Origin of the sequence: Nocardiopsis suaedae (assembly GCF_027706745.1) — a bacterium.
In the GTDB taxonomy this organism is placed as follows: Bacteria; Actinomycetota; Actinomycetes; order Streptosporangiales; family Streptosporangiaceae; genus Nocardiopsis_A; species Nocardiopsis_A suaedae.
On the sequence record NZ_JAQFWP010000047.1, the window covers coordinates 33160 to 54939 of the forward strand.

19 protein-coding genes are annotated in these 21780 nt (G+C 74.2%); 11 read left to right on the forward strand and 8 right to left on the reverse strand.

Annotated elements, in window-relative coordinates; all coding sequences use genetic code 11:
- Window positions 1-31 precede the first annotated feature (31 nt).
- Together O4U47_RS21630 and O4U47_RS21635 are read left to right on the forward strand one after the other, a co-directional pair.
- Window positions 32-700: a potassium channel family protein gene (locus O4U47_RS21630; RefSeq protein ID WP_270679751.1), complete on the forward strand. Its 669-nt coding sequence runs from the start codon at window positions 32-34 to the stop codon at window positions 698-700.
- A gap of 2 nt (window positions 701-702) precedes the next feature.
- Window positions 703-1398 carry a potassium channel family protein gene (locus tag O4U47_RS21635; RefSeq protein ID WP_270679752.1) on the forward strand — a complete coding sequence of 232 codons (696 nt, stop codon included), beginning with the start codon at window positions 703-705 and terminating at the stop codon, window positions 1396-1398.
- Between the two features lie 234 nt (window positions 1399-1632).
- Here O4U47_RS21635 and O4U47_RS21640 read toward each other — a convergent pair whose 3' ends face one another.
- From O4U47_RS21640 to O4U47_RS21660, 5 genes are all read right to left on the reverse strand, one after another.
- A complete protein-coding gene (locus O4U47_RS21640; protein WP_270679753.1) occupies window positions 1633-3228 on the reverse strand; it encodes a hypothetical protein in 1596 nt (531 codons plus the stop codon).
- Window positions 3225-4142, reverse strand: a complete 918-nt coding sequence (locus O4U47_RS21645; RefSeq protein WP_270679754.1) for an ATP-binding cassette domain-containing protein — start codon at window positions 4140-4142, stop codon at window positions 3225-3227. Before O4U47_RS21645 ends, O4U47_RS21640 begins: the two co-directional genes overlap by 4 nt.
- Complete coding sequence (locus O4U47_RS21650) at window positions 4139-4942, reverse strand: zf-HC2 domain-containing protein (protein ID WP_270679755.1); 804 nt, start codon at window positions 4940-4942, stop codon at window positions 4139-4141. Before O4U47_RS21650 ends, O4U47_RS21645 begins: the two co-directional genes overlap by 4 nt.
- On the reverse strand, window positions 4939-5523 hold the full coding sequence (locus O4U47_RS21655) for an RNA polymerase sigma factor (protein ID WP_270679756.1): 585 nt from the start codon (window positions 5521-5523) through the stop codon (window positions 4939-4941). Before O4U47_RS21655 ends, O4U47_RS21650 begins: the two co-directional genes overlap by 4 nt.
- 78 nt (window positions 5524-5601) lie before the next feature.
- Window positions 5602-5958 carry a hypothetical protein gene (locus tag O4U47_RS21660; RefSeq protein WP_270679757.1) on the reverse strand — a complete coding sequence of 119 codons (357 nt, stop codon included), beginning with the start codon at window positions 5956-5958 and terminating at the stop codon, window positions 5602-5604.
- A 179-nt stretch (window positions 5959-6137) separates the two neighbouring features.
- Here O4U47_RS21660 and O4U47_RS21665 point away from each other — a divergent pair, with 179 nt between their 5' ends.
- The 7 genes from O4U47_RS21665 to O4U47_RS21695 all read left to right on the forward strand — a co-directional run bounded on the left by O4U47_RS21665 (window position 6138) and on the right by O4U47_RS21695 (window position 16933).
- Entirely contained in the window at window positions 6138-7070 is a 933-nt protein-coding gene (locus tag O4U47_RS21665) for an LLM class F420-dependent oxidoreductase (protein WP_270679758.1), read from the forward strand.
- A 307-nt stretch (window positions 7071-7377) separates the two neighbouring features.
- On the forward strand, window positions 7378-10110 hold the full coding sequence (gene acnA, locus O4U47_RS21670) for an aconitate hydratase AcnA (RefSeq protein ID WP_270679759.1): 2733 nt from the start codon (window positions 7378-7380) through the stop codon (window positions 10108-10110).
- A gap of 121 nt (window positions 10111-10231) precedes the next feature.
- Entirely contained in the window at window positions 10232-12346 is a 2115-nt protein-coding gene (locus O4U47_RS21675; protein ID WP_270679760.1) for a hypothetical protein, read from the forward strand.
- Window positions 12336-13652, forward strand: a complete 1317-nt coding sequence (locus tag O4U47_RS21680) for a hypothetical protein (protein ID WP_270679761.1) — start codon at window positions 12336-12338, stop codon at window positions 13650-13652. Before O4U47_RS21675 ends, O4U47_RS21680 begins: the two co-directional genes overlap by 11 nt.
- Before the next feature lie 458 nt (window positions 13653-14110).
- Window positions 14111-14503, forward strand: coding sequence for a VOC family protein (locus O4U47_RS21685; protein ID WP_270679762.1), 393 nt, complete (start codon window positions 14111-14113; stop codon window positions 14501-14503).
- A 93-nt stretch (window positions 14504-14596) separates the two neighbouring features.
- Window positions 14597-16501: a S9 family peptidase gene (locus O4U47_RS21690; protein WP_270679763.1), complete on the forward strand. Its 1905-nt coding sequence runs from the start codon at window positions 14597-14599 to the stop codon at window positions 16499-16501.
- 270 nt (window positions 16502-16771) lie between these two features.
- Complete coding sequence (locus O4U47_RS21695; protein ID WP_270679764.1) at window positions 16772-16933, forward strand: hypothetical protein; 162 nt, start codon at window positions 16772-16774, stop codon at window positions 16931-16933.
- A gap of 126 nt (window positions 16934-17059) precedes the next feature.
- Here O4U47_RS21695 and O4U47_RS21700 read toward each other — a convergent pair whose 3' ends face one another.
- Window positions 17060-17890, reverse strand: coding sequence for an anti-sigma factor (locus O4U47_RS21700; RefSeq protein ID WP_270679765.1), 831 nt, complete (start codon window positions 17888-17890; stop codon window positions 17060-17062).
- The gene (gene sigK, locus O4U47_RS21705) at window positions 17887-18477 is read right to left on the reverse strand and encodes an ECF RNA polymerase sigma factor SigK (RefSeq protein WP_270679766.1); all 591 of its coding nucleotides are present in this window, start codon (window positions 18475-18477) and stop codon (window positions 17887-17889) included. The genes O4U47_RS21700 and sigK overlap by 4 nt, the downstream gene beginning before the upstream one ends.
- 183 nt (window positions 18478-18660) lie before the next feature.
- On the opposite strand from sigK, the gene O4U47_RS21710 reads away from it, so the two are divergent.
- Both O4U47_RS21710 and O4U47_RS21715 read left to right on the forward strand, forming a co-directional pair.
- On the forward strand, window positions 18661-20241 hold the full coding sequence (locus tag O4U47_RS21710; RefSeq protein ID WP_270679767.1) for a molybdopterin-dependent oxidoreductase: 1581 nt from the start codon (window positions 18661-18663) through the stop codon (window positions 20239-20241).
- Window positions 20242-20370: 129 nt separating this feature from the next.
- Window positions 20371-20694, forward strand: a complete 324-nt coding sequence (locus tag O4U47_RS21715) for a hypothetical protein (RefSeq protein WP_270679768.1) — start codon at window positions 20371-20373, stop codon at window positions 20692-20694.
- 259 nt (window positions 20695-20953) lie between these two features.
- Here O4U47_RS21715 and O4U47_RS21720 read toward each other — a convergent pair whose 3' ends face one another.
- Entirely contained in the window at window positions 20954-21571 is a 618-nt protein-coding gene (locus O4U47_RS21720) for an AAA family ATPase (protein ID WP_270679769.1), read from the reverse strand.
- Between the last annotated feature and the right edge of the window lie 209 nt (window positions 21572-21780).

Sequence of the window (21780 nt, forward strand, 5' to 3'; positions counted from 1 at the left end):
GTCCGGACCGAGGCCAGGAGAGGGCACCGGCATGCACATCGTGATTCTGGGATGCGGGCGGGTGGGGTCCACCCTCGCCCACACACTGGAGGACATGGGCCACACGGTCGCCGTGATCGACCGCGACCCCGAGGCCTTCCGGCGGCTGCGCCCCGGGACGGCGGGCGCGGCCGTGGAGGGCCTGGGGCACGACCGCGACGTGCTGGTGAAGGCCGGCATCGAGGACGCCTCGGCGTTCGCCGCGGTCAGCAGCGGTGACAACTCCAACATCATCGCCGCGCGCGTGGCCCTGGAGACCTTCGGCGTGCGGCACGTGGTGGCCCGCATCTACGACCCCCGGCGCGCGCAGGTCTACCAGCGGTTGGGCATCCCCACGGTGGGAACCGTGCACTGGACGGCCGAGACGGTGCTGCGGCGGCTGGTCCCCGGCTCCGACGGCCTGGACCTGGGGCCGCTGTGGCGCGACCCGTCGGGCACGCTGGCCATGACCGAGGCGCCGCTGCCCCACGGCTGGTACGGCAAACGGGTGGAGCAGCTGGAGTCGGCCCTGCCGCTGCGCGTGGCCTACCTGGTGCGCGGCGGGGAGCTGGTGCTGCCCCGCGGGGACGAGACGCTGGACGCCGGGGACGTGCTGCACGTGCTGGCGCGGGTGGGCGACCTCGAATCGGTGCAGGAGCGCCTGTCGGGAGAGGAGTCCTGAGGATGCGGATCGCGATCGCGGGCGCGGGCGCGGTGGGGCGCTCCATCGCCGCCGAGATGTGCGCGGGGGGCCACGAGGTGCTGCTCATCGACCGCAGCGCCCGGGCCATCGACGTGGACGCCCTGCCGGGGGCCGAATGGCTGCTGGCCGACGCGTGCGAGCTGGCGTCGCTGGACAGCGCGCGGCTGGACGAGTTCGACGCCGCGGTCGCCGCCAGCGGCGACGACAAGGTGAACCTGGTGTTCTCGCTGCTGGCCAAGACCGAGTTCGGGGTCCCGCGGGTGATCGCCCGGGTGAACGACCCGCGGGACGAGTGGCTGTTCACCGGCGCCTGGGGCGTGGACGCCGCGGTGTCCACGCCGCGGCTGATGGTGTCGCTCCTCGAAGGGCCCGCGGACGGCGCGGGCGGCCCCGGCGCGGACGGCGGCGACGCGGACGGGGCGGAGGCGTTCTCCCAGGCGTCGGGGGAGACGGACCTGCTGGAGCTCACCCTGGAGGAGGGGTCGGCGTTCGTCGGCGGGCAGGCGGGCGCGCTGATGCCGCGCCTGCCCGAGGGCATCGTCCTGGTGGCGGTGGTGCGCGCGGGGGCGGTGGTCCCGCCGTCCCCGGAGACGGAGCTGCGCGCGGGGGACGAGCTGGTCTTCCTGAGCAGCGCCCCGACGGTGGCGGCACTGGACGAGCTGCTGGCCCCGGGCTGAGGGGCCTGACCCCGCGCGGTCCGGAGTTCCATCCCCGCCCCGGTGGGCGTGCGCTCGACCCTTGTCCGGTGGGCCCGGCCCTCCCGAAGACGCGCGGCCTCCTAATGGGGCCCCAACCGGGCGGTGGTCCTTGTGACGTCCGGCGAGGGGGCCGACGCGGACGGCAGGCGGCCCGTCACCGGTGACCGGATGACCGCGGATCCGCGGCGCCGGGTCACCGGTGCGGGCCCACGGTCACGTGCAGGAGGCGGGCCGGATGAGCTCGACCTCCAACTCCGATCCGGACTCCGGCACCGCTTCGGTCATGACCCACGCGTCGGCCTCCCCGCCCTCCTCGAACGCGAACCACGACCTGCCCGCCATGTCCGACGCCTCGGCCATGTGCCGCGGCGCCACCTCGACGCCCAGCAGGGCGCCCGCCCGCTCCACCGGGGTGGCCGGGTCCACCAGCTCCTCCCAGTTCCGGGCGAGCGCCTCGGAGACCGCGCCGTCCGGGCGCTCCAGCAGGGCCAGGGCGGTCGCCACGTCCCGGGCCGAAGGGCGGGTGAGGCTCAGCGACAGGTACTCCTCCAGTGACGCCTTCTCGTCGTCGGCGCCCTGCACGATCAGCCACAGCGCCACCGGGTGGCGCGCCTGCCCGTCCAGGGTGCACTCCTCCCGCTGGAGGCGCTCGGGGGCGCCGACCGCGGCCAGGGCGATGGCCTCGGCCAGCCCGGTGCGGGCCCATTCCGCGTCCGTCTCCCAGGCCGCGGGCGTGTAGGCGACGCCGTTCTCCAGCATCTGCGCGTCGTGCCCGACCGTGGTCTCACCGGCGTAGGTGCTCTGCTGGACGGTCGGCAGGTCCGCGCGCACCCGTTCGGGCAGTGCCGCGGCTACCGGTTCGGCGGCCCGCTGCCAGACGGGGAACCACGACTCGTAGGTGGCGTACCCGCAGTACTCCAGGATGAGCTCCTCGCACACCCGGTCGGGCACCGGCCCGACCGCGGCCGTCCACTCGCCGCCCAGCAGGGTGTCGCGGACGCGGGTCTCCATCCGCTCGATGAGGGTGTAGGTGCCCAGCGCCCCGGTGGTGAACAGCGCGGTCGCCGCCACGGCGGCCAGGCGCGCGCGGCTGCGGCGCCGCTCGGCGCGGATCAGGGCCAGCCCGCACCCGACGGAGGCCAGCAGCGCCAGGAAGCCCAGGTGCCCGGGGACCATGCTCCACAGGCCCGGGGAGTAGGAGCCGGTGGGCATCAGCATCTCCCAGCCGACCAGGAACACCCCCTCGACCATGGTCCGGCCCGGGACCGCGGGCAGCTCGATCGCCAGCGCCCAGGTCAGCCGGTACACCGGCACGACGGCGATGAGCAGCGCCGGAAGTGCCCACGAGGGGAACCACATCCCCACGGCCACACCGCCCGCCGCGGCCGCCGCCCCCACCCCGGGCGGGATGGCCAGCGCCGCGGGGTCGAGCACCCCGGCGATCTCCGCCTCCGACCACGGGCGCGCCGCCAGCACCCCGGTCGGCACCAGGGCGAGCGCGCCCACGGCCACCGCCGCCGCCAGCAGCGCGGCCAGCCGCAGCCGGGGGGAGAGGGGCAGGGCCGAGTCGGCCCCGTAGCGCCGCTCCCGCGACCCGGGGAAGAAGGCGGCCAGGAACGCGCCCGCCGCCGCGTAGGGGGCGTTGTCGATCATGCTGTCGACGACCGCGCCCCAGTCCATCATGACCGCGGTGGTCTGGCTCGACCACTGCTCCCAGGCGCCGTAGCCCACGGCGACCAGCAGCACCGGGTTGCGCAGCATCCGCCAGAACTCCAGCCGCGTGAGCGCGGCGACGGCCCGGGCCCTCACGCGCGCTCCGCGGTGAACAGCAGGTAGCCGTCCTCCAGGGTGGGCTCGACCGGGTGGGCCTCGCCCGCGTCCGCGGGCGGGTCGGCCGCCTCGGGGGTGAGCACCCGGTACCGCCCGTCGGGTCCGCGCCAGGCGGTGGCGGCGTCGCGGGGCCGCTTGGCCGCGGACCAGACGCGGCCGCGGGCGTGCCCGGTCAGCTCGTCGGGGGAGCCGTCGAAGACCAGCCGCCCGGCGTCCAGCACCAGGACCCGGGAGCACAGCGCGCCCACGTCCTCGATCTGGTGGGTGGACAGCACGGCGCCGCGGTCCCGGGTGAACTCCGAGACCAGGTCGCGGAACCGGATGCGCTGCTCGGGGTCGAGCCCGATGGTGGGCTCGTCGAGCAGCAGCAGCCGGGGCTCGCCCAACAGGGCGCAGGCCAGCGCCAGGCGCTGGCGCATGCCCCCGGACAGGCGCCGCACCCGGCTGTGCCGCCGGGCGTACAGGCCCACCGCGTCCAGCACCCGGCGCACCTCGTCGTGCCGTGCCCGGCGCCCGCCCAGCTCCTTGAGCACCGCGATGTAGTCGACCAGGGAGAAGGCGGTGAAGTGCGGGTACAGCACGGGGTTCTGCGGCAGGTGCCCGATGCCGCGCCGGATGCGGGTGCGCCCGGCGGAGGTCAGCGGGGTGGACCCCAGCACCTCCAGTTCCCCGCCGCCCGGGTCCAGGTCGGTGGCCAGGCAGCGCAGCAGGGTGGTCTTGCCCGCGCCGTTGCGGCCCAGCAGCCCGGTCACGCCCGGACCGATGTCCAGGTCGATCCCGGCCAGCGCGCTGCGCAGCCCGTAGCGTTTGGTCAGGCCGCGCGCGCTCACCAGGCCGCCGGTGCCGTCGCCGGTCCGCGCCGCCGTGTCCGGACGGTCCGCCGCCGCGGTCATGCCCGCACCCCCCGCAGCAAGGGGCGGGCGGCCAGCAGGGCGGCCAGGGCCACCGCCCACAGCAGTTGGGCCGTGGGCCCGAACAGGTGCACCGTGTTCCAGGTCCGCACCAGCTCGGCCCCGGCGAGCGCGGCCATCCAGCCCCCGGTGAGCAGGGCGCTGGACGCGCCCAGCGGGATCCACCGGGTCAGCGCCAGCGACGCGGCCACCAGGGTGAGCGAGGGCAGCAGCCAGGAGGCGGGCGCCCAGGCCGGGCCGAAGGAGGGGAGCAGCAGCGCCGCGCCCGCGCACAGGGCCACCGCCGGGACCAGGACCGCCAGCGAGCGCAGGAACAGCAGCCGCTGGCCGCCCATGGGGGTGGTGGAGGTGAAGGCGTGCGCCGGGTCCACGCGGCGCCCGTAGGCCAGGGCGACCCCGGCCAGCGGCAGCACCGGCGCCAGGTACAGGAAGAGCAGGGCGCCGCCGCGCACGGTGTGCGCCGCGAACAGGGCACAGACCAGGACGGCGACGGTGGCCGCCAGCCAGGCCCGGTACAGCCGCGGGGTGGCGGCCAGCAGGCGCGCCTTGTCCTCGGCCACGCCCGCGGCGGTCAGCACCTGTTCCAGCGGGCCGCGGCGGGGCCGGTCGACGACGTCGAGCAGCTCGGCCCAGCTCGCCTGGAGCCAGGCCTCGTCGGCGGGCAGCGCGGACCGGCAGGCGGGGCAGTGCACCAGGTGCGCCTCGGCCGACATGACGGCGATGTCGTCGGCGCGCCCGCGTGCGTAGGCGTCCAGTTGGCTCGGGGTCAGGTGCCAGGTCATACGAGCTGCTCCCGGAGTCGGGCCTTGGCCCGCATGACGCGGGTCTTGACGGTGCCCTCGGGCACGCCGAGGAGCTGGGCGGCCTCGCGCACGGTGAGCCCGTCCAGCACGGTGGCCTGTATGGCCGTGCGCAGCTCGGGGGAGAGGGAGTCGAGCGCCTGGCCGAGGGGGCCGTGCTCGACCCGGGTGAGCACCAGGTCCTCCGCCGAAGCGTCGCCGATGGTCTCGTAGGGGGCGGGGTCGGTGTCGGCGATCCACTGGTTGGCGCGCCGCCGGAGCTGGGAGATGAGCTGGCGGATGGCGATGGTCCAGAGCCAGGCGGCCGCGTCCCCGTCGTCGTTGCGGGGGGTGAAGGCCCCGGCGTTCTTCCAGACCGCGAGGAAGGTCTCCTGCAGCGCGGCGTCGACCAGGTCCGGGTCGGCGGACCGGTAGCGCAGCCGCGCCCGCAGCCAGGGGGCGTGCCTGCGGTGCAGGGCCTCCAGGGCTCCGGTGGCCCCGTCGGCGACGGCCGCGAGGAGGGCGGCGTCGCTGCCGTCGGGGTCGAAGGAGGGCGGGTGTTTCGCGCGTCTGAACAGCTTCACGGTGGTCCTATCGCGGCCGGGGCGCCGGGTGGTTCGGCCTCGGCGGGGAGAGGCTACCGCCCGGCACCGGACCGGGCGCTACCCGGCGGGCTGGAGCTCCGCGCAGCGGTCCTCGAGGGCTTCCAGGGCGCCCTCGTCCGGTGCGCGCTCCGCCGTCGGCTCCGTGAACACGACGCAGTCGTACTCGGCGGTGCCGTCGGCCCCGTCCACGGAGAGCGCCGCTTCGGTCTCGCAGGCGACGAGCCGGAGGGCGTCCTCGTCGGGGGCCGCGGTCCCGTCCGGCCCCGGGGCCTCCGCGATGCGGAGGAAGCCGTCGCAGGCCTCCGGGGCCTGCGACGGGGCGGCGCCGCCCGCGGCGCCGCCCGCGGACAGCAGGACGGCCGCCGAGGCCGCCGCCACCGAGGCGGCGGAGACGAGTCGTCGGGTGAGAGTCATCAGTGGTCCTCCCGGTCAGGGGTAGGGGTGTGTTCTCCGCCGCTATCGCCCTTCGCGCGCCGGGGGGTTTCCGGGGGGCCCGCGGGTGGCCGGGTACGGCCAGGAGAACGGCAGATGAGAACCCGGTGCGGCGCGCGGCGCGTTACTCGGGGGACCACAAGGGGGGAACAATAGGGCGTATGCGCTTGAGGATCTTCACCGAGCCGCAGCAGGGGGCCTCCTACGACACCCTGCTCACGGTCGCCAAGGCGGCCGAGGAGCTTCGGTTCGACGCTTTTTTCCGCTCCGACCATTACCTGAAGATGGGCGACGTGGACGGCCTGCCCGGCCCCACGGACGCCTGGATCACCCTGGCCGGACTGGCCCGGGAGACCTCCCGGATCCGCTTGGGCACGCTGATGACGGCGGCGACGTTCCGCCACCCCGGCCCGCTGGCGATCAGCGTGGCGCAGGTCGACCGGATGAGCGGCGGCCGGGTGGAGTTCGGTTTCGGCGCCGGGTGGTACGAGGCCGAGCACTCCGCCTACGGCATCCCGTTCCCGGCCTCGGCGCGCGAGCGCTTCGACCGGTACGAGGAGCAGCTCGACGTCATCACCGGGCTGTGGGCCACCCCTCCGGGGGAGTCCTTCCGCTATGAGGGGCGCCACTACCGGCTCACCGAGGGCCCGGCGCTGCCCAAGCCGATGCAGGCGCCGCGCCCGCCGGTGCTGATCGGCGGCACCGGCCCCAAGCGCACGCCGCGCCTGGCGGCGGCGCACGCCGACGAGTACAACGTGCCGTTCAACTCGGTGGAGGACACGGCGGCGGCGTTCGGGCGCACCCGGGACGCGGTCGCGGCCTCCGGGCGCACCGCGCCGATGGTCTACTCCGCGGCGCAGGTGCTGTGCTGCGGCCGGGACGACGCCGAGGTGGCGCGGCGCGCCGGGGCGATCGGGCGGGACGTGGACGAGCTGAAGGCCAACGGGCTGGCCGGGACCCCGGAGGAGGTCGTCGAGAAGCTCGGCCGGTTCGCCGGGATCGGCGCCGAGCGGATGTACCTTCAGGTCCTGGACCTGTCCGACCTGGACCACCTGGAGCTGGTGGCCGCGAAGGTCGCCCCGCAGGTGGCCTGAGCGGGGGGCGGGGCGGTCCGCGAGGGCGGCGCCCCGCCCAGGTAACTTGATATCGAGATAACCGTTCGATACCTTGACGTCGAGATAACCGTCGCATCCGAGCCGCGGCGGCGCGCGGGGGCCGCGCCCGCCGGCGGGGGAGCGGGCCGGGGTGTCGGCGCCGGTGGGACGGTGTGTCTCGGAGGGGCCCACGGCGAATACGCCTCCGCACCAGGGGCGCGGAGCCGGGGGCGGCCTCAGTGATCTCCCGGCCCTCCCGTGCGGGAGGATGGGCGGGAGAAAGTGGCGAGATCAGGAGGCAGAATCCGTGTCCGCGAACAGCTTCGGCAGCCGTGACACGCTCAGTGTCGGCGGCGAGTCGTACGAGATCTTCCGTCTGGACGCCGTCAAGGGCTCCGGGCGGCTCCCCTACAGCCTGAAGGTTCTCCTGGAGAACCTCCTGCGCACCGAGGACGGGGCCAACGTCACGGCCGAGCACATCCGCGCGCTCGGCGAGTGGGACCCCAAGGCCAAGCCGAGCCAGGAGATCCAGTTCACCCCCGCGCGGGTGATCATGCAGGACTTCACCGGCGTGCCCTGCGTCGTCGACCTGGCCACCATGCGCGAGGCCGTCAAGGAGATGGGCGGCGACACCGACAAGATCAACCCGCTGGCCCCGGCCGAGCTGGTGATCGACCACTCCGTCGTCGTCGACCTGTTCGGGCGTCCCGACGCCTTCGAGCGCAACGTCGAGATCGAGTACCAGCGCAACGGCGAGCGCTACAAGTTCCTGCGCTGGGGCCAGACCGCCTTCGACGAGTTCAAGGTCGTCCCGCCCGGCACCGGCATCGTGCACCAGGCCAACATCGAGCACCTGGCCCGCGTCACGATGAACCGCAACGGCCAGGCCTACCCGGACACCTGCGTGGGCACCGACTCCCACACCACGATGCAGAACGGCCTGGGCATCCTGGGGTGGGGCGTCGGCGGCATCGAGGCCGAGGCCGCCATGCTCGGCCAGCCGATCTCCATGCTCATCCCGCGCGTGGTCGGCTTCAAGCTCACCGGGCGCCTCAACCCCGGCACCACCGCCACCGACCTGGTGCTCACCATCACCGAGATGCTCCGCGAGCACGGGGTGGTCGGCAAGTTCGTCGAGTTCTACGGCGAGGGCGTGGCCTCGGTGCCGCTGGCCAACCGCGCCACCATCGGCAACATGAGCCCGGAGTTCGGCTCCACCGCGGCGATCTTCCCCATCGACGCCGAGACCATCCGCTACATGCGGCTCACCGGCCGCCCCGAGGCCCAGACCGCGCTGGTCGAGGCCTACGCCAAGGAGCAGGGGCTGTGGCTGGACCCGGCGCACGAGCCGGAGTTCTCCGAGTACCTGGAGCTGGACCTGGGCGACGTCGTGCCGTCCATCGCCGGCCCCAAGCGCCCGCAGGACCGCATCTCGCTGTCGAAGGCCAAGCCCACCTGGCGCCGCGACGTGCAGAACTTCGTCCAGGACGCCACCGACGAGGCGGGCGAGGAGTCCTTCCCGGCCTCCGACGCCCCGGCGCAGGCCGCCAACGGCCGCCCGCACCGCCCGGTCAAGGTCACCATGGCCGACGGCACCGAGACCGAGGTCGACCACGGCGCCGTGGTGATCGCCGCGATCACCTCCTGCACCAACACCTCCAACCCCTCGGTCATGCTGGGCGCCGCCCTGCTGGCCAAGAAGGCGGTGGAGCGCGGCCTGAACCGCAAGCCCTGGGTCAAGACGTCGCTGGCGCCCGGCTCCAAGGTCGTCACCGACTACTTCGAGCGCTCGGGCCTGACGCCCTACCTCGACAAGCTCGGGTTCAACCTGGTCGGCTACGGCTGCACCACCTGCATCGGCAACTCCGGCCCGCTGCCGGAGGAGATCTCCAAGGCGGTGCAGGACGGGGACCTGGCGGTCACCTCGGTGCTCTCGGGCAACCGCAACTTCGAGGGCCGCATCAACCCCGACGTCAAGATGAACTACCTGGCCTCCCCGCCGCTGGTGGTGGCCTACGCCCTGGCCGGGTCCATGGACGTGGACATCACCACCGAGCCGCTGGGCACCGACAGCGGGGGCAAGCCGGTGTACCTCAGCGAGATCTGGCCCTCGCCCGAGGAGATCCAGGAGGTCATCGACTCGGCGATCGCCTCGGACATGTACACCTCGGCCTACTCCGACGTGTTCGCCGGCGACGACCGGTGGCGCTCCCTGCCCACCCCGACCGGCAGCACCTTCGAGTGGGAGGACGCCTCCACCTACGTGCGCAAGCCCCCGTACTTCGAGGGCATGGGCACCGTGCCGGAGCCGGTCGGCGACATCTCCGGCGCGCGCGTGCTGGCCAAGCTGGGCGACTCGGTCACCACCGACCACATCTCCCCGGCCGGCGCCATCAAGCCGGGCACCCCGGCCGCGCAGTACCTGGAGGCCAACGGGGTCGAGCGCAAGGACTTCAACTCCTACGGGTCGCGCCGCGGCAACCACGAGGTGATGATCCGCGGCACGTTCGCCAACATCCGCCTGCGCAACCAGATCGCGCCGGGCACCGAGGGCGGCTACACCCGCGACTTCACCCAGGCCGAGAACGCCGCCGACGCGCCGGTGACGTTCATCTACGACGCCGCGCAGAACTACGCGGCGCAGGGCACCCCGCTGGTGGTGCTGGGCGGCAAGGAGTACGGCTCGGGGTCGTCCCGGGACTGGGCCGCCAAGGGCACCCGCCTGCTGGGCGTGCAGTCGGTCATCGCCGAGTCGTTCGAGCGCATCCACCGCTCCAACCTGATCGGCATGGGCGTGCTGCCGCTGCAGTTCCCCGAGGGCCAGTCCGCCGACTCGCTGGGCCTGACCGGTGAGGAGAGCTTCTCCATCTCCGGCGTCACCGAGCTCAACGAGGGCCGCATCCCGGCCACGGTGAAGGTGACCACCGACACCGGTGTCGAGTTCGACGCCGTGGTGCGCATCGACACCCCCGGGGAGGCCGACTACTACCGCAACGGCGGCATCCTGCAGTTCGTGCTGCGCCAGCTCATCGCGAAGTAGTCCGCACCGCACCAGAGGTGAAGGCCGCCGCCGTCTCCTGGACGGCGGCGGCCTTTTCGGCGGTGTGCGGGGCCGAGACCTCGTGAACCGGGCGATCCGCACCACCGATACCCTCTTCCCCATGCGTGACCTCCCCCGACGCCGTTCCGGGCCGCTGAGATCCCTGGCGGCGTGCCTCCTCGCCGCGGCCGCCGCCCTCGCGGCGCCCGCCGCGGCCGCGGCCGAGCCCGCCGACCCGCCCAGCCCCGCGGCCTACCTGGCCGGGCTACTGGAGGAAGAACCCGCAGGGGAGGCGGTCGTGGTCAGCGACCTGCTCGCGGGCGCCTACGACACCGATGCGCTCGCCGAGCAGGTGCGCGCGGAGTTCTCCCGCACCGACACCCCCTTCTACGCCGTCGTCACCCCGCCGGTGCCGGGGGCGCTCGACGGCGACGACCTCGTCGCCGCCCTGCGGGACCGCATCGGTGAGGAAGGGCTGTACGTCCACCTGGAGGCCGGAAGGACCACACCCTCCACTGCGGCCACCCCCGGCGTGCGCCTGCCGATGGACGATGCCGACACCGCCATGCTCGGTGACACGGGCCTGGATTACGACTCCTCGCCGGCGCTGATCGCGGAGCACTACGTCGACGCCCTGCTCGACCCGGAGATCGAGCGCAAGGCCGAGGACGTCCGGGAGGACTACGGAGAGTCCGGGGATCCGGTCGAGGACGGTTCGGACTCCGACGAGGAGTCCGCTTTCTCGGAATTCCTGGACGAGATGCGGCCGGACGACACGGTCGGCCTGGGCAACCTGGGATTCGTATCGGCGACCGCGGCCGGGGCGCTCCTCGGCGCGGGCGGCGTCGCGGCCTTTCGGCGCCGCGGCAAGGGACGGCCCGTCCTGACCGCGGTCGCCTACCTGACCGGGGCCGTCCTCGTGCTGGGAGCGGGGGCGGGCTACGCCGCGACGAACCCGGAGCCGCCCTCGGAAACGCCGCCGGAGGCGTCCGGCACCGGATCCGGGGACCCGGCCCAGGCCCGCGAGGAGGTACCGCCGGAGGAGGCCCTGGCGGCGCCGCCGTACGTCGCCGAGACCGACCGGGTGGACCGGGTCGCCGCCGAGATGGAGGACGGGAGCATCCCCGTCGACCCGCTCTGGCCCGGTGAGCGCGGCGACCTCGCCGGTCTCCAGGAGCGGGCCGCCCGGGCCCCGGTGCCGGTGTACATGGCGTCGGTCCTCACCGACAGCCACGACGAGTCCGGGGGCGACACTGAGGTGCTCGCGCACGCCTTGGCGCACACCGTGGGCGAGGACGGCCTGTACGTGGTCGTCGACCCCCGGCTGTCCAGGCCCGGGTTCGCCACACGCGGCGTTGAGCTGCCGACGAGCGCACGGTCGGACTTGACGGAGGGCGTGCAAGAGGCGGCGGGGGACGAGGCCCAGACGGAGGCGTCCGTGGCCGAGCTCCTGGCGCCCGCCGTCGATGCGGCGCAGGAGGCCGCACTCGCCCCCGAGGCAGAGGACAGCGTGCCGTGGGCCTTCCGGTCGCTGCAGATGGACGAGGAGGCGGAGAGCGAGGAGTCCCGCACCGCCGCCTTCTTCGCCGAGGGGTTCTTCCCCGGTCTGCTGGTGGTCGGGCCCGTCCTCGGCGCCCTGCTGTACTTCGCCGTCGTCTACCTCGGACGCGTCGGACGGTTCTGGGTGCAGGTCATGGCCGCTGCCCCCGGGAGGCGCCTGCGCCCGATGGCCCACCGCGAAGTCCAGCGCGCGCTGAAGGCCCTGGAGGAGGCCGCGTCGGACGGCCCCGAGGTCGCCGACGCCACACGCGAGGCCGACATCGCCCTGCGGGTGCTGCGCGACGGGCGCGCCGACGAACTCGACCTGGCCGCCGCGGTCGTCCTCGCCCGGCGCGCGGCCCTCAGGCTCGATCCGGCCACCGCGGACACCGCGGACCGGAAGGTGTGCATGGTCAACCCCCTCCACGGGCCCTCGGCCGGACTCGGCCGCTCCACGCTGGGGCGGAGCACGGGCCAGGGGGACGAGAAGAAGCCCAAGGGGGTGAAGGCCGCGCTCCCCATGTGCCAGGACTGCCTGGACCGGAGCGGCTCCCGGCTGTACCCCCTGCGGGTGCGCACCGGCACGGGCGGAGCGCGCGTGCCGCACCTGGCCCTCGACCGCATCTGGGTCCGCCGCGAATACGGCGCCCAGCCCATTCCCGACGATCCTCTGGAGGAGGAAGCCCGTGCGCGTTGAGACCGGGGCCGCCCTGACCGCCCTGCTCGCCGCCTGCGCGGCCGCGCTGGGACCGGCCCCTGCCGCCGGTGCCGCCGTGCAGGAGTCCAGCCCGGCCCAGACCATCGCCGCCGGACTGGAGGAGTCCCCGGTCTACGTGGACCCGGCCTTCGACAGCGCGCTGCCCCAGGAGGTGCGCAGCGGGCTGGAGGCGGACATCGAGGAGAGCGGCATCCCCCTGAAGGTCGTCGTGGTGCCGCTGGTGGAAGGGGACCAGTGGGGCGGCGACTCCCAGGCCCTGGCGGCCGCGGTCCACGACCGCATGGGGGAGCCGGGGCACTTCCTCGTCATCGACGACGACGGGCCCGACGGCGTCGACTACCCGCCGCCGGGCTCCGGCGAGGGCGAGGGGAGCCGTGCCTTCCACGCCGCGCTGGCGGCGTCCTACGCCACCGACTTCTCGGCGCCCATGGCCGAGCAGGCGGAGAAGGCGGTGGAGTTCGCCTTGGCGGACGACCCCGAGGCCGTCTTCAACGAGCAGAAGGAGGCCGCGGACGTTCCCGGCTCCGGCGGCGGGGGAGCGGACACGTCGGACGGCTCCGCCGACGGGGGCTCCGCAGAGGCGCCGTCCGGCGGCGGTGGGCCCGGGGTGTGGCCGTGGGCGGCGGGGGCCGCGGTCCTGCTTCTGGCCGCGGGCGGCGGCGCCTACCTGCTGTACCGCCCCCGGCGCCTGCCCGAGCCCCCGCGGCACGCCGCCTTCGACAACGTGGACCGGGCCCGCCGCGAAGTCCTGCAGGAGCGCGCCGAGCGCGAGCTCGTCGAGGTCGGCGAGCGGATCAGCGGCCAGGAGGCCGGCCCGGGGGAGGACTCGGCCACGGCGATGGCGACGGCCCTGGACGCGCACGCGGCGGCCCGGTCGGTGCTGGACTCGGCGCCCGAGGGCGACGCGGGCCTCGCCGACCTGGCAGGGGTCCTCGTCCTGCTGGACAAGGCCGAGGACGCGATGGCGCGCGCCGGAGCCGGGGGCCGGGGCCGGGAGCGCCGCCACTGCTACGCCAATCCGCTGCACGGCACGGCGACCGCCGACACCGACTGGCGGGCGATGGGCGCCGACCGGACGGTGCGCGTGCCCCTGTGCAAGGCGTGCGCCAAGTCGGTGCGCACCCGGATGCGGCCGGACCCCCTGCTGGTGGAGCACGAGGGCCGGACCGTGCCGTACTACGACGTCCCCGCCGAGGAGAGCGTCTGGGCCGCGACCGGCTTCGGGACGCTGACCGGCGACCTGGTCGCGAGGGTCCAGCGGGGTGAGCACACGAGGGGCGGCTGAGCGCCGTCGCGGGCCTCGGACGGTGATGGCAGAAGCGGAGCCGACGGCGACGGCGGTGTCACCGGGTCTCCTTCGAGGATGCCCCGGCTTCAGCCGGGGGAGGGATCGAACCGCTGCGGAGCAGGGCAGGAACGGGGTTTCGCCCCCAGGGCGAAAGGGCGCCCACACGATCGGGTAACCGGGTAGGCTGCCCGGCGTGCGGTGCGAGAACCAAGCTCCGCACACGCGCTGGTCGAGAACCAGGACAGCGCACCAACGATCCTGCTTCAGGACCCCGGGCTGGTTTCAACCCGGCTGGTGTTGAGGGAGTAAGACCTTTCAGGTCGCTGACCTGCGGGGCTTCCTGAGCCAGGAATCCCCCTGCTTCAGCTGGGGGAGGATTCAATCGATCGTGTCGTACCCGTGCGGCATCATCGGTGCCGCATGCTCCATGGAGGAGATCCGGTGAGGAGGAGAGCATGGGCAACCGCTTGCAAACGGTCGTGCTGGAGGCCCGCGAACCGCACGCGCTGGCGCGCTTCTACTCCGAACTGCTGGGACTGGAGATCACGAGAGCGGACGGCGACTGGGTCGACATCGGCGACGCCTCCACGACGCGCCTGAGCTTCCAGCACGCCCCGGGGCACCGGCCGCCCGACTGGCCCGACGGGGCCTCGCCGATGCAGATGCACCTGGACATCGAGGTGGAGGACATCGAAGCGTCCGAGGCGCTGGCCCTGTCCCTGGGCGCGACCCGGCTGGACTGGGACTCGGCGCAAGAGGAGGCGAAAGGGCTGCGCCCGGTGGGACGCGGCGGCTTCCGGGTCTTCACCGACCCGGCGGGCCACCCGTTCTGCCTGTGCTGGAACTAGCGTCGGCCGATGTTCCCGGCGGCCGCTTCCGGCCGCCGGGGGCGCGCGGGATTCCCGTGGTGCGGGCCACATGCGCGGCGCTAGGGTCATCGGATGAGTTCAGTCGACCTTGAGCGCTTCCACACCCTCGGAGCCCCCGCGCCGTCCCCCGACGGGCGCACGGCCGTGGCGGCCACCAGCCGCCCCCACCTCGACACCGACTCCTACCGGGGCGAGCTGTGGGCCGTCCCCACCGACGGTTCGGCCCCCGAGCGGCGGCTCACCCGCGGCGGGCGCGACAGCGCCCCCGCCTACTCCCCGGACGGGCGCCACATCGCCTTCCTGCGCGCCGCCGACGGCGGGCGCCCGCAGCTGCACCTCATGCCCGCCGACGGCGGGGAGCCCTGGCGGCTCACCGACCTCCCGCAGGGGGCGGGCGCACCGGTCTGGAGCCCCGACTCGCGGCGGCTCGCCTTCGTCTCCCGCGTCCCCGACGAGGGGCGGTACGAGGGCGAGCCCGCCAAGGAGGCGCCGCGCCGCATCACCACCTTCGAGTACCGCTTCGACGGCGACGGGTTCACCGCGGACCGGCCCGCCCACGTCTTCACCGTCGAGGCCGCCGAGCCCGGTGACGACGGGTCGCTGCCCGAACCGGTGCAGGTGACCGACGGCGGGTTCGACCACTGGGGCCTGGACTGGAGCCCGCGCGGCGACCTGCTGTGCTTCGTGACCGCGCGGCACGCCGACCGCGACCGCATCTACGCCGAGGACGTGTGGGTGTGCGCGCCCGACGGGTCGGGCGTGCGCAAGCTGACCCGCACCAGCGAGGGCATCGTCCATGCCCGCTTCTCGCCGGACGGGGCCACCGTGGTCTACGCGGGCTCCGACACGGGCCCCGATCGGCGGGGGTGCACCACCGAGAACACCGGGGTGTGGGCGGTCCCCGCCGACGCCTCGGCGGGCCCGGTGCGCCTCACGGACGCGGAGCGCTTCACCATGGCGCGCGGCACCGAGGTCACCCCCGTCGAGGACGGCGTCCTGTTCTGCAACGAGAACCGCGGCGCCGTGGACCTGCTCCTCGTGCCCTACGACGGGGGCGAGCCCCGCGTCCTCATGGACGGGCCCCGTCAGGCGGGCACCGCGGCGCGCGCGGGCGGGGTGACCGTCCTGCCGGTCGGCGACGGGGCGAGCCCGGGGGAGCTGGTGGCCCTCGGCGCGGAGGGGGAGCGGCGGCTCACCTCGTTCGCCACCACGCGCGAGTGGATCCCGATGGAGGAGGTCGACGGCACCGCCCCGGACGGGTACCCCGTGCACGGCTGGCTGCTGCGCCCGGAGGGGCCCGGCCCGCACCCCGTGCTGCTGATGATCCACGGAGGGCCGTTCGCCCAGTACGGGTGGCAGGTCTTCGACGAGGCGCAGGTGTACGCCGAGGCGGGGTACGCGGTCGTCATGGGCAACCCGCGCGGGTCCTCCGGATACGGTGAGGCGCACGGCAGGGCGATCCGCGGGGACGTGGGCCGGGTGAGCGCCGCCGACCTCCTGGCCCTGCTGGACGAGGCGCTCAAGCGCGACGGGCTGGACCCCGGGCGGGTGGGGGTGCTGGGCGGCTCCCACGGCGGGTTCATGACCACCTGGATGGCGGCCGAGCACGGCGACCGGTTCCGCGCGGCGATCAGCGAGCGCGCGGTCAACGCGATCGACAGCCACTACGGCAGCAGCGACATCGGGTGGGTGTTCGCCGAGCAGCTGTACGGCGACCCGTCGACCTGGGCCGAGCAGAGCCCCCTGGAGCGGGCGCACAAGATCGGTATCCCGATGCTGATCATCCACTCGGAGGAGGACTGGCGGTGCCCGGTCGAGCAGGCCCAGCGCCTGTTCGTGGCCCTGCGGGCGCGCCGGGCCGAGGTGGAGATGCTGCTCTTCCCGGGCGAGGGCCACGAGATGTCGAGAAGCGGCCTGCCCAGCCACCGCGTGGCGAGGTTCGAGGCGATCCTGGACTGGTGGAAGCGCCACCTGTGAGAGGGAGCCCGCTCTCAGGGGAGCGGGGCATGCCTCCTGGAGCGGTGTGACTTCAGGCCGGGCGGCCCGCCCGTGTCTCACCTTTGGCGGCCTCGGGGTCCTTCGCCACGCCGGATGCTCGATCCGCCGATCTCGTGCTCGCTGGGCCCGGAACGCCCCCTCAGGCGGGCCCCGAGGCCGGGCGGTCGCCCTCAGGGGCGACCCTGAACGTTCCCCCAACGACCCCTGGGACGGGTTACCGGCGGCCGTTCCGGCGCATACCGTGAAGGCATGGGACGGATCTTTCTCATCGCGCTCGTGATCTTCTTGGCCTTCTTCGCGGCGAGCTGGCTCTTCGGGATACTGCTCGGCCTGTTCAAGTGGGTGCTCTTCGTCGGCCTGGTGGTCCTGGGCGCGATGGCGGTGAAGAAGGCGTTCAGCGGCCAGAAGTGAGGGAGGGGCGCCCGTCGGCGCACACGCGCCTGGACACCCCTTCGTTCCCGTCGAACGGCTTCGGCGAGGGCGGCCATGGGGCCGCCCTCGCCGACGCATGCCCGGGGCCGATGGGCCCCGCCTCGCCTATACGTCGACCTTCATCGGCTCCTTGCTGGGCTCGGGCATGCCCGTGTCCGGCTCCATGGTGATGCCGAGCTGGGTCGCGCCGGACATCCCCTTGACCATGCCGGTCAGCATGCCCTGGCCGTCCTCCTCCAGCATCCCGGCCGAGCGCATGCCGTCCCCATCGACGTACCAGAGCTGGTAGGCCTTGCCTTCGGGGGCGGGCGGCAGCCCCTTGACCATGATCATCATCGTGTCGTGGTCCCCGGAGGCGAACACGGTGGCGTTGGCCTCGCTCTCGGAGACGGGCCGGTCCATCCTCTCGGTGCCCGGCGCCGCCAGCAGCGCCTCCACCTCGGCCGTGTGCGCCTGAAGGTCGTCCATGCGCCGCGCCTGGTCGACCGTGACCGCGCCCAGCGCGACGGCGACCGCGACCGCGGCGGCCGCCACGGCCCACGGCAGGCCGCGCACCACCCGGGACCGGAACGGGATCACGGTCGCGCCGGGGCCACCGCCGTCGCCGTCTCCGTCGGAGGGGCGGCCGTCGCCGTCGGAGGCGCTGCCGCCGGACCGGGCGCCGGTCCCGGCTTCGGAACCGGCCTCGGCGGCCTTCGGCGGGAGCTGGCGGGTGCGCGCGGCCTCCGCCTTCACCTTCCCCCACAGGCCCTCCGGCGGGCCGACCGCCTCCGCGGTGCCCAGCCGTGCCGCCGTCTCCCGGAAGTCCCGCAGGTCGCGGCGGCAGTCCTCGCACTCCTCCAGGTGCGCCTCGACCTCGGCCCGCTCGTCGCCCTCCAGCGCGTCCAGCGCGTACGCCGCCGTCAGGCCGTGCACGTCGTACCCCCGCGGGCTCACGCCTCCACCCCCAAGCAGTCGCGCAGCCGGATCAGCCCGTCCCGGAGCCTGCCCTTGACCGTGGTCAGCGGGACCTTCAGCGCGGCGGCCGCCTGGCGCTGGGTGTACCCGGCGTAGTAGGTCAGCCGCACCGCCTCGCGCTGCAGGCCGGTCAGCCGCCCCAGGCACCGCCGGACCCGCTCGCGCTCCAAGCGGTGCTCGACCGCCTCGGGCACCTCGTCGGCCGGCGTCTGCTGCGGCTCGGCCCGGCCCACGCGCGAGGTCCGGTCGGCCGACGCCTGCTCCGAGCGGACCCGGTCGACCGCCCGCCGGTGGGCGATGGTCAGCACCCACGACCGCACGCCCCCGGCCGCGGCGTCGTACCGCGCGGCCTGGCGCCACACCTCCACGAACACCTCCTGCGCGACCTCCTCGGCCTGGGCGTGGTCGAGCAGCACCCGTGCCGCGGTCCCGAACACGGGACCGGCCAGCTCCCGGTACACCCCCTCGAACGCCTCCATATCGCCCAGCGAGGCCCTGGCCAGCAGCTCGCCGAGCCCGTCGGCGCCCGTGCGGCCCGATGCCCGCGACGGCAGCGCTTCGTCCACCCGACCTCTCCCGTCCCTCACGTCTTCGGCTCCGTCATCCTGCCATTCGGAGCGGGCGGCGGGGAGGCGACGCCGCACCTGTGGAAAGCCGCGCCGACCGGTGCGGGAAAAAACTTCGGAGAACTTCGGACGGGGCGGTCGCCCGCGGCGGCCCCGCTCCGAAGGAGGGGTGTGTCGGAAGCGATGAAACAGATTCCCCGGTGGGCGGCGGCGGCGTGCGGCCTGGTGGCCGGCGGCGCGGGACTGGCGGCGGCGGAGGCGGCCGCGGTGCCCTTCGGCCCGAGGGCCTCGCCCGTGCAGGCGGTGGGCGCCGCGACGATCGACCTGGCCCCGCGGCCGCTGAAGGAGTTCGCGGTGGCGGCCTTCGGCACCGCCGACAAGGCCGTGCTGCTGGTGGGCATCGGTGTGGTGCTGGCCGTGTTCGCGGCGGCGCTGGGCATCGCGGCGCGCGGCCGCCGGTGGGCGGCGGGCGCGGGGGCCGGGGTACTGGCGCTGGTCGGTGCGGTGGCCGCCTTCACCCGGCCCGACGCCGGACCCCTGGACATCCTGCCCGCGCTCGTCGGCGGGGTGGTGGCCTATGTGGCGCTGGTGATGCTGATGAACGCCGCCGGCGACGCCCCGGACGCCCCTCAGGCACCGGCCCCCGAGGAGACCGCGGAACGCCGGGGCTTCGACCGTCGGCGCTTCGTCCTCATCGCGGGCGCGGCCGCAGCCGCGTCGGCGGCGGTCGGCACGGGGGCCGGGGTCTACAGCAGGACGAGCGCGGGCAGCGCGGCGCAGAGCAGGGACTTCGCCCTGCCCAAGCCCGCATCCCCGGCGCCGCCCGTCCCCGACGGGGCCGACCTGGAGATCGAGGGCCTGGAGTCCTTCTTCACTCCGCCCGGGGAGTTCTACCGGATCGACACCGCCCTGTCGGTCCCGCGCGTCGACGCCACGACCTGGCGCCTGCGCGTGCACGGCGCCGGGGTGGAGGAGCGCGAGTACACGTTCCCCCAGTTGCTGGAGCGGGGCGACATCGTCGAGCGCGACGTCACCCTGGCGTGCGTGTCCAACCAGGTCGGCGGCGGCTACATCGGCAACGCGCGCTGGATCGGCGTGCCGCTGGCCGAGCTCCTGCGCGAGGCCGGGGTGCGGCCGCCCTCCGAGGGCGGGCCGGCCGACCAGCTCGTGTCCCGGTCCGACGACGGCATGACCATCGGCACCCCGGTCGAGACGGTCATGGACGGGCGCGACGCCATGCTCGCCCTGGGCATGAACGGGCGCCCGCTGGCGCCCGAGCACGGCTTCCCGGTGCGGATGGTGGTGCCCGGCCTGTACGGGTACGTGTCGGCGTGCAAGTGGATCACCGAGATCGAGCTGACCACGTTCGACGCGTTCGACGCCTACTGGGTGCCGCGCGGGTGGGCCGCCAAGGCGCCGATCAAACTCCAGTCGCGCATCGACACCCCGCGCGACGGCGCGTCCGTCGGCGAGGGCGGTGCGGGGGTGACCATCGCCGGGGTGGCCTGGGCGCAGCACGTGGGCGTCGACGGGGTGCAGGTGCGCATCGACGGCGGCGAGTGGCGCGACGCGCGCTTGGCGGAGGAGGCGACCGAGGACACCTGGCGCCAGTGGGTCTTCGACTGGGAGGACGCCGAACCCGGCGAGCACACGGTGAGCGTGCGCGCGATGGGCCGGGACGGCGAGGTGCAGACCGCCGACGAGGCGCCCCCGGCGCCCGACGGTGCGACCGGGCACCACACGATCTCGGTCTCGGTGGGGTAGCGGGGAGAGCGGAACCGGCCCGCACGAGACCGGGCGCCCTGGGAAGCGGGGCGCCGTGCGATGGAGCGATCAGACCGATCGGCTTCGGAATACCGAGTGATCGAGAGAAATCGAGAGAAGGAGAGAACGATGAGCGAGCGTCCCCTGAGCCTTCTGCGCCGCCTGGTCGCCGCCGGTGGCATCGCGTCGGTGGTGCTGCTGTCCGGTGCCGCCGCCTGTGACAACTCGGGCGATGGAGCGGAGAACACGGGCCAGGAAGAGTCGCAGGAAGGCGACGAGATGTCCGAGGACATGGAGGAAGGCGACTCCATGGAGGACGAGGGCATGGAAGGCGAAGGGATGGAGGACGGCGAGGAGAGCGGCGGCTCCATGGACGAGGAGATGGAGGGCGAAGAGGGCGGCATGCAGGACGAGGAGATGGGCGACGAGGAAATGCAGGAGGACGAGGGCTGACGGCCTGGGTTCCTTCGCGCCCTCTCGGAGGCGTGTGACTCCTGGCGGCTCCTGAGCGCTGCGGTTCGTGGCTCTCAGGAGCACCGTTGTGTTCATGGGGGTACTCGGGGCCAGGGCGACCAGTGGTCGTTGATTGAGGACACTTCAGGACCGCAGGAGATGCGAATCCGGTCGCTTTCCGATAACGTCCAGCATTAGCCCAGCTCGGGAAAGCGTGCGCTCCGCATAGGCGGAGACGGTCCTGGAGCCGCCCCGGCGTCTAACCCCAGGACTCGGCCGAGTTGTCCAGCACCAGATCCGCGTGCTTTCTGGGCTGGTGACGGGTGGCGAAGGCCTCTTCCTGGGCCGCCCACACCGGGCGCCACGGTGCGTAGAGCTCCGCGTCCCACCGCGCGTTCAACCTCTGGTGGCGTACCTCTTCCGGCGCCTCCACCCACACCAGCAGTGACAGGAACTCGCGCAGCTCCTCGGCTCCGCAGCCGCAGCCCTCGATGACCAGCGTGTCGGCCACTTCGGCGCCGTCCCAGCCGCCCGCGTCGTCGGGAGCCCAGTCGCCGTTCTCCCAATCCCAGCGGCGCCACCGCGGGTCGCGCCCCTCCACCAGCGGCTCCAGCACCCACTCCCGCACCAGCGGGGCGACCGCCTCCAACCCCTCCCACCCGGGATACAGGTCGTCCATGTGCACCACCGGGCACCGCAGCCGCGCCGCCAACGCCTCCGCCAACGCCGTCTTGCCCGCACCCGATCGCCCCTCCAGCGCGAGCACCCGGCACCTCCCGGCCCGTGCGGGTGAGCGCTGCAGGAGGTCGGTGGTGCGGTCGCGCCAAGCGGCCGACCGTGTGGAAATGGAACGCGTGGGGAACTCGGGCTCGGGCACGCGCGGCAGCCTACCGCTGATCTGGGTGATCGGCCGGGAGCGGGGCGCGGCGGTCGGCCGAGCCGAAAGGCGGGTGGCCGCTTCCGGACCCCTTCTCCGCCGGTGCCGGGCTCCGAGACTGCGTTCACGACTTGTAAGCTGCCTGACCACCGGCTCGACGAAAGCGTGCAGACCCCCACCTCCCCACCCCGTCCCCCCGACACCGCCCC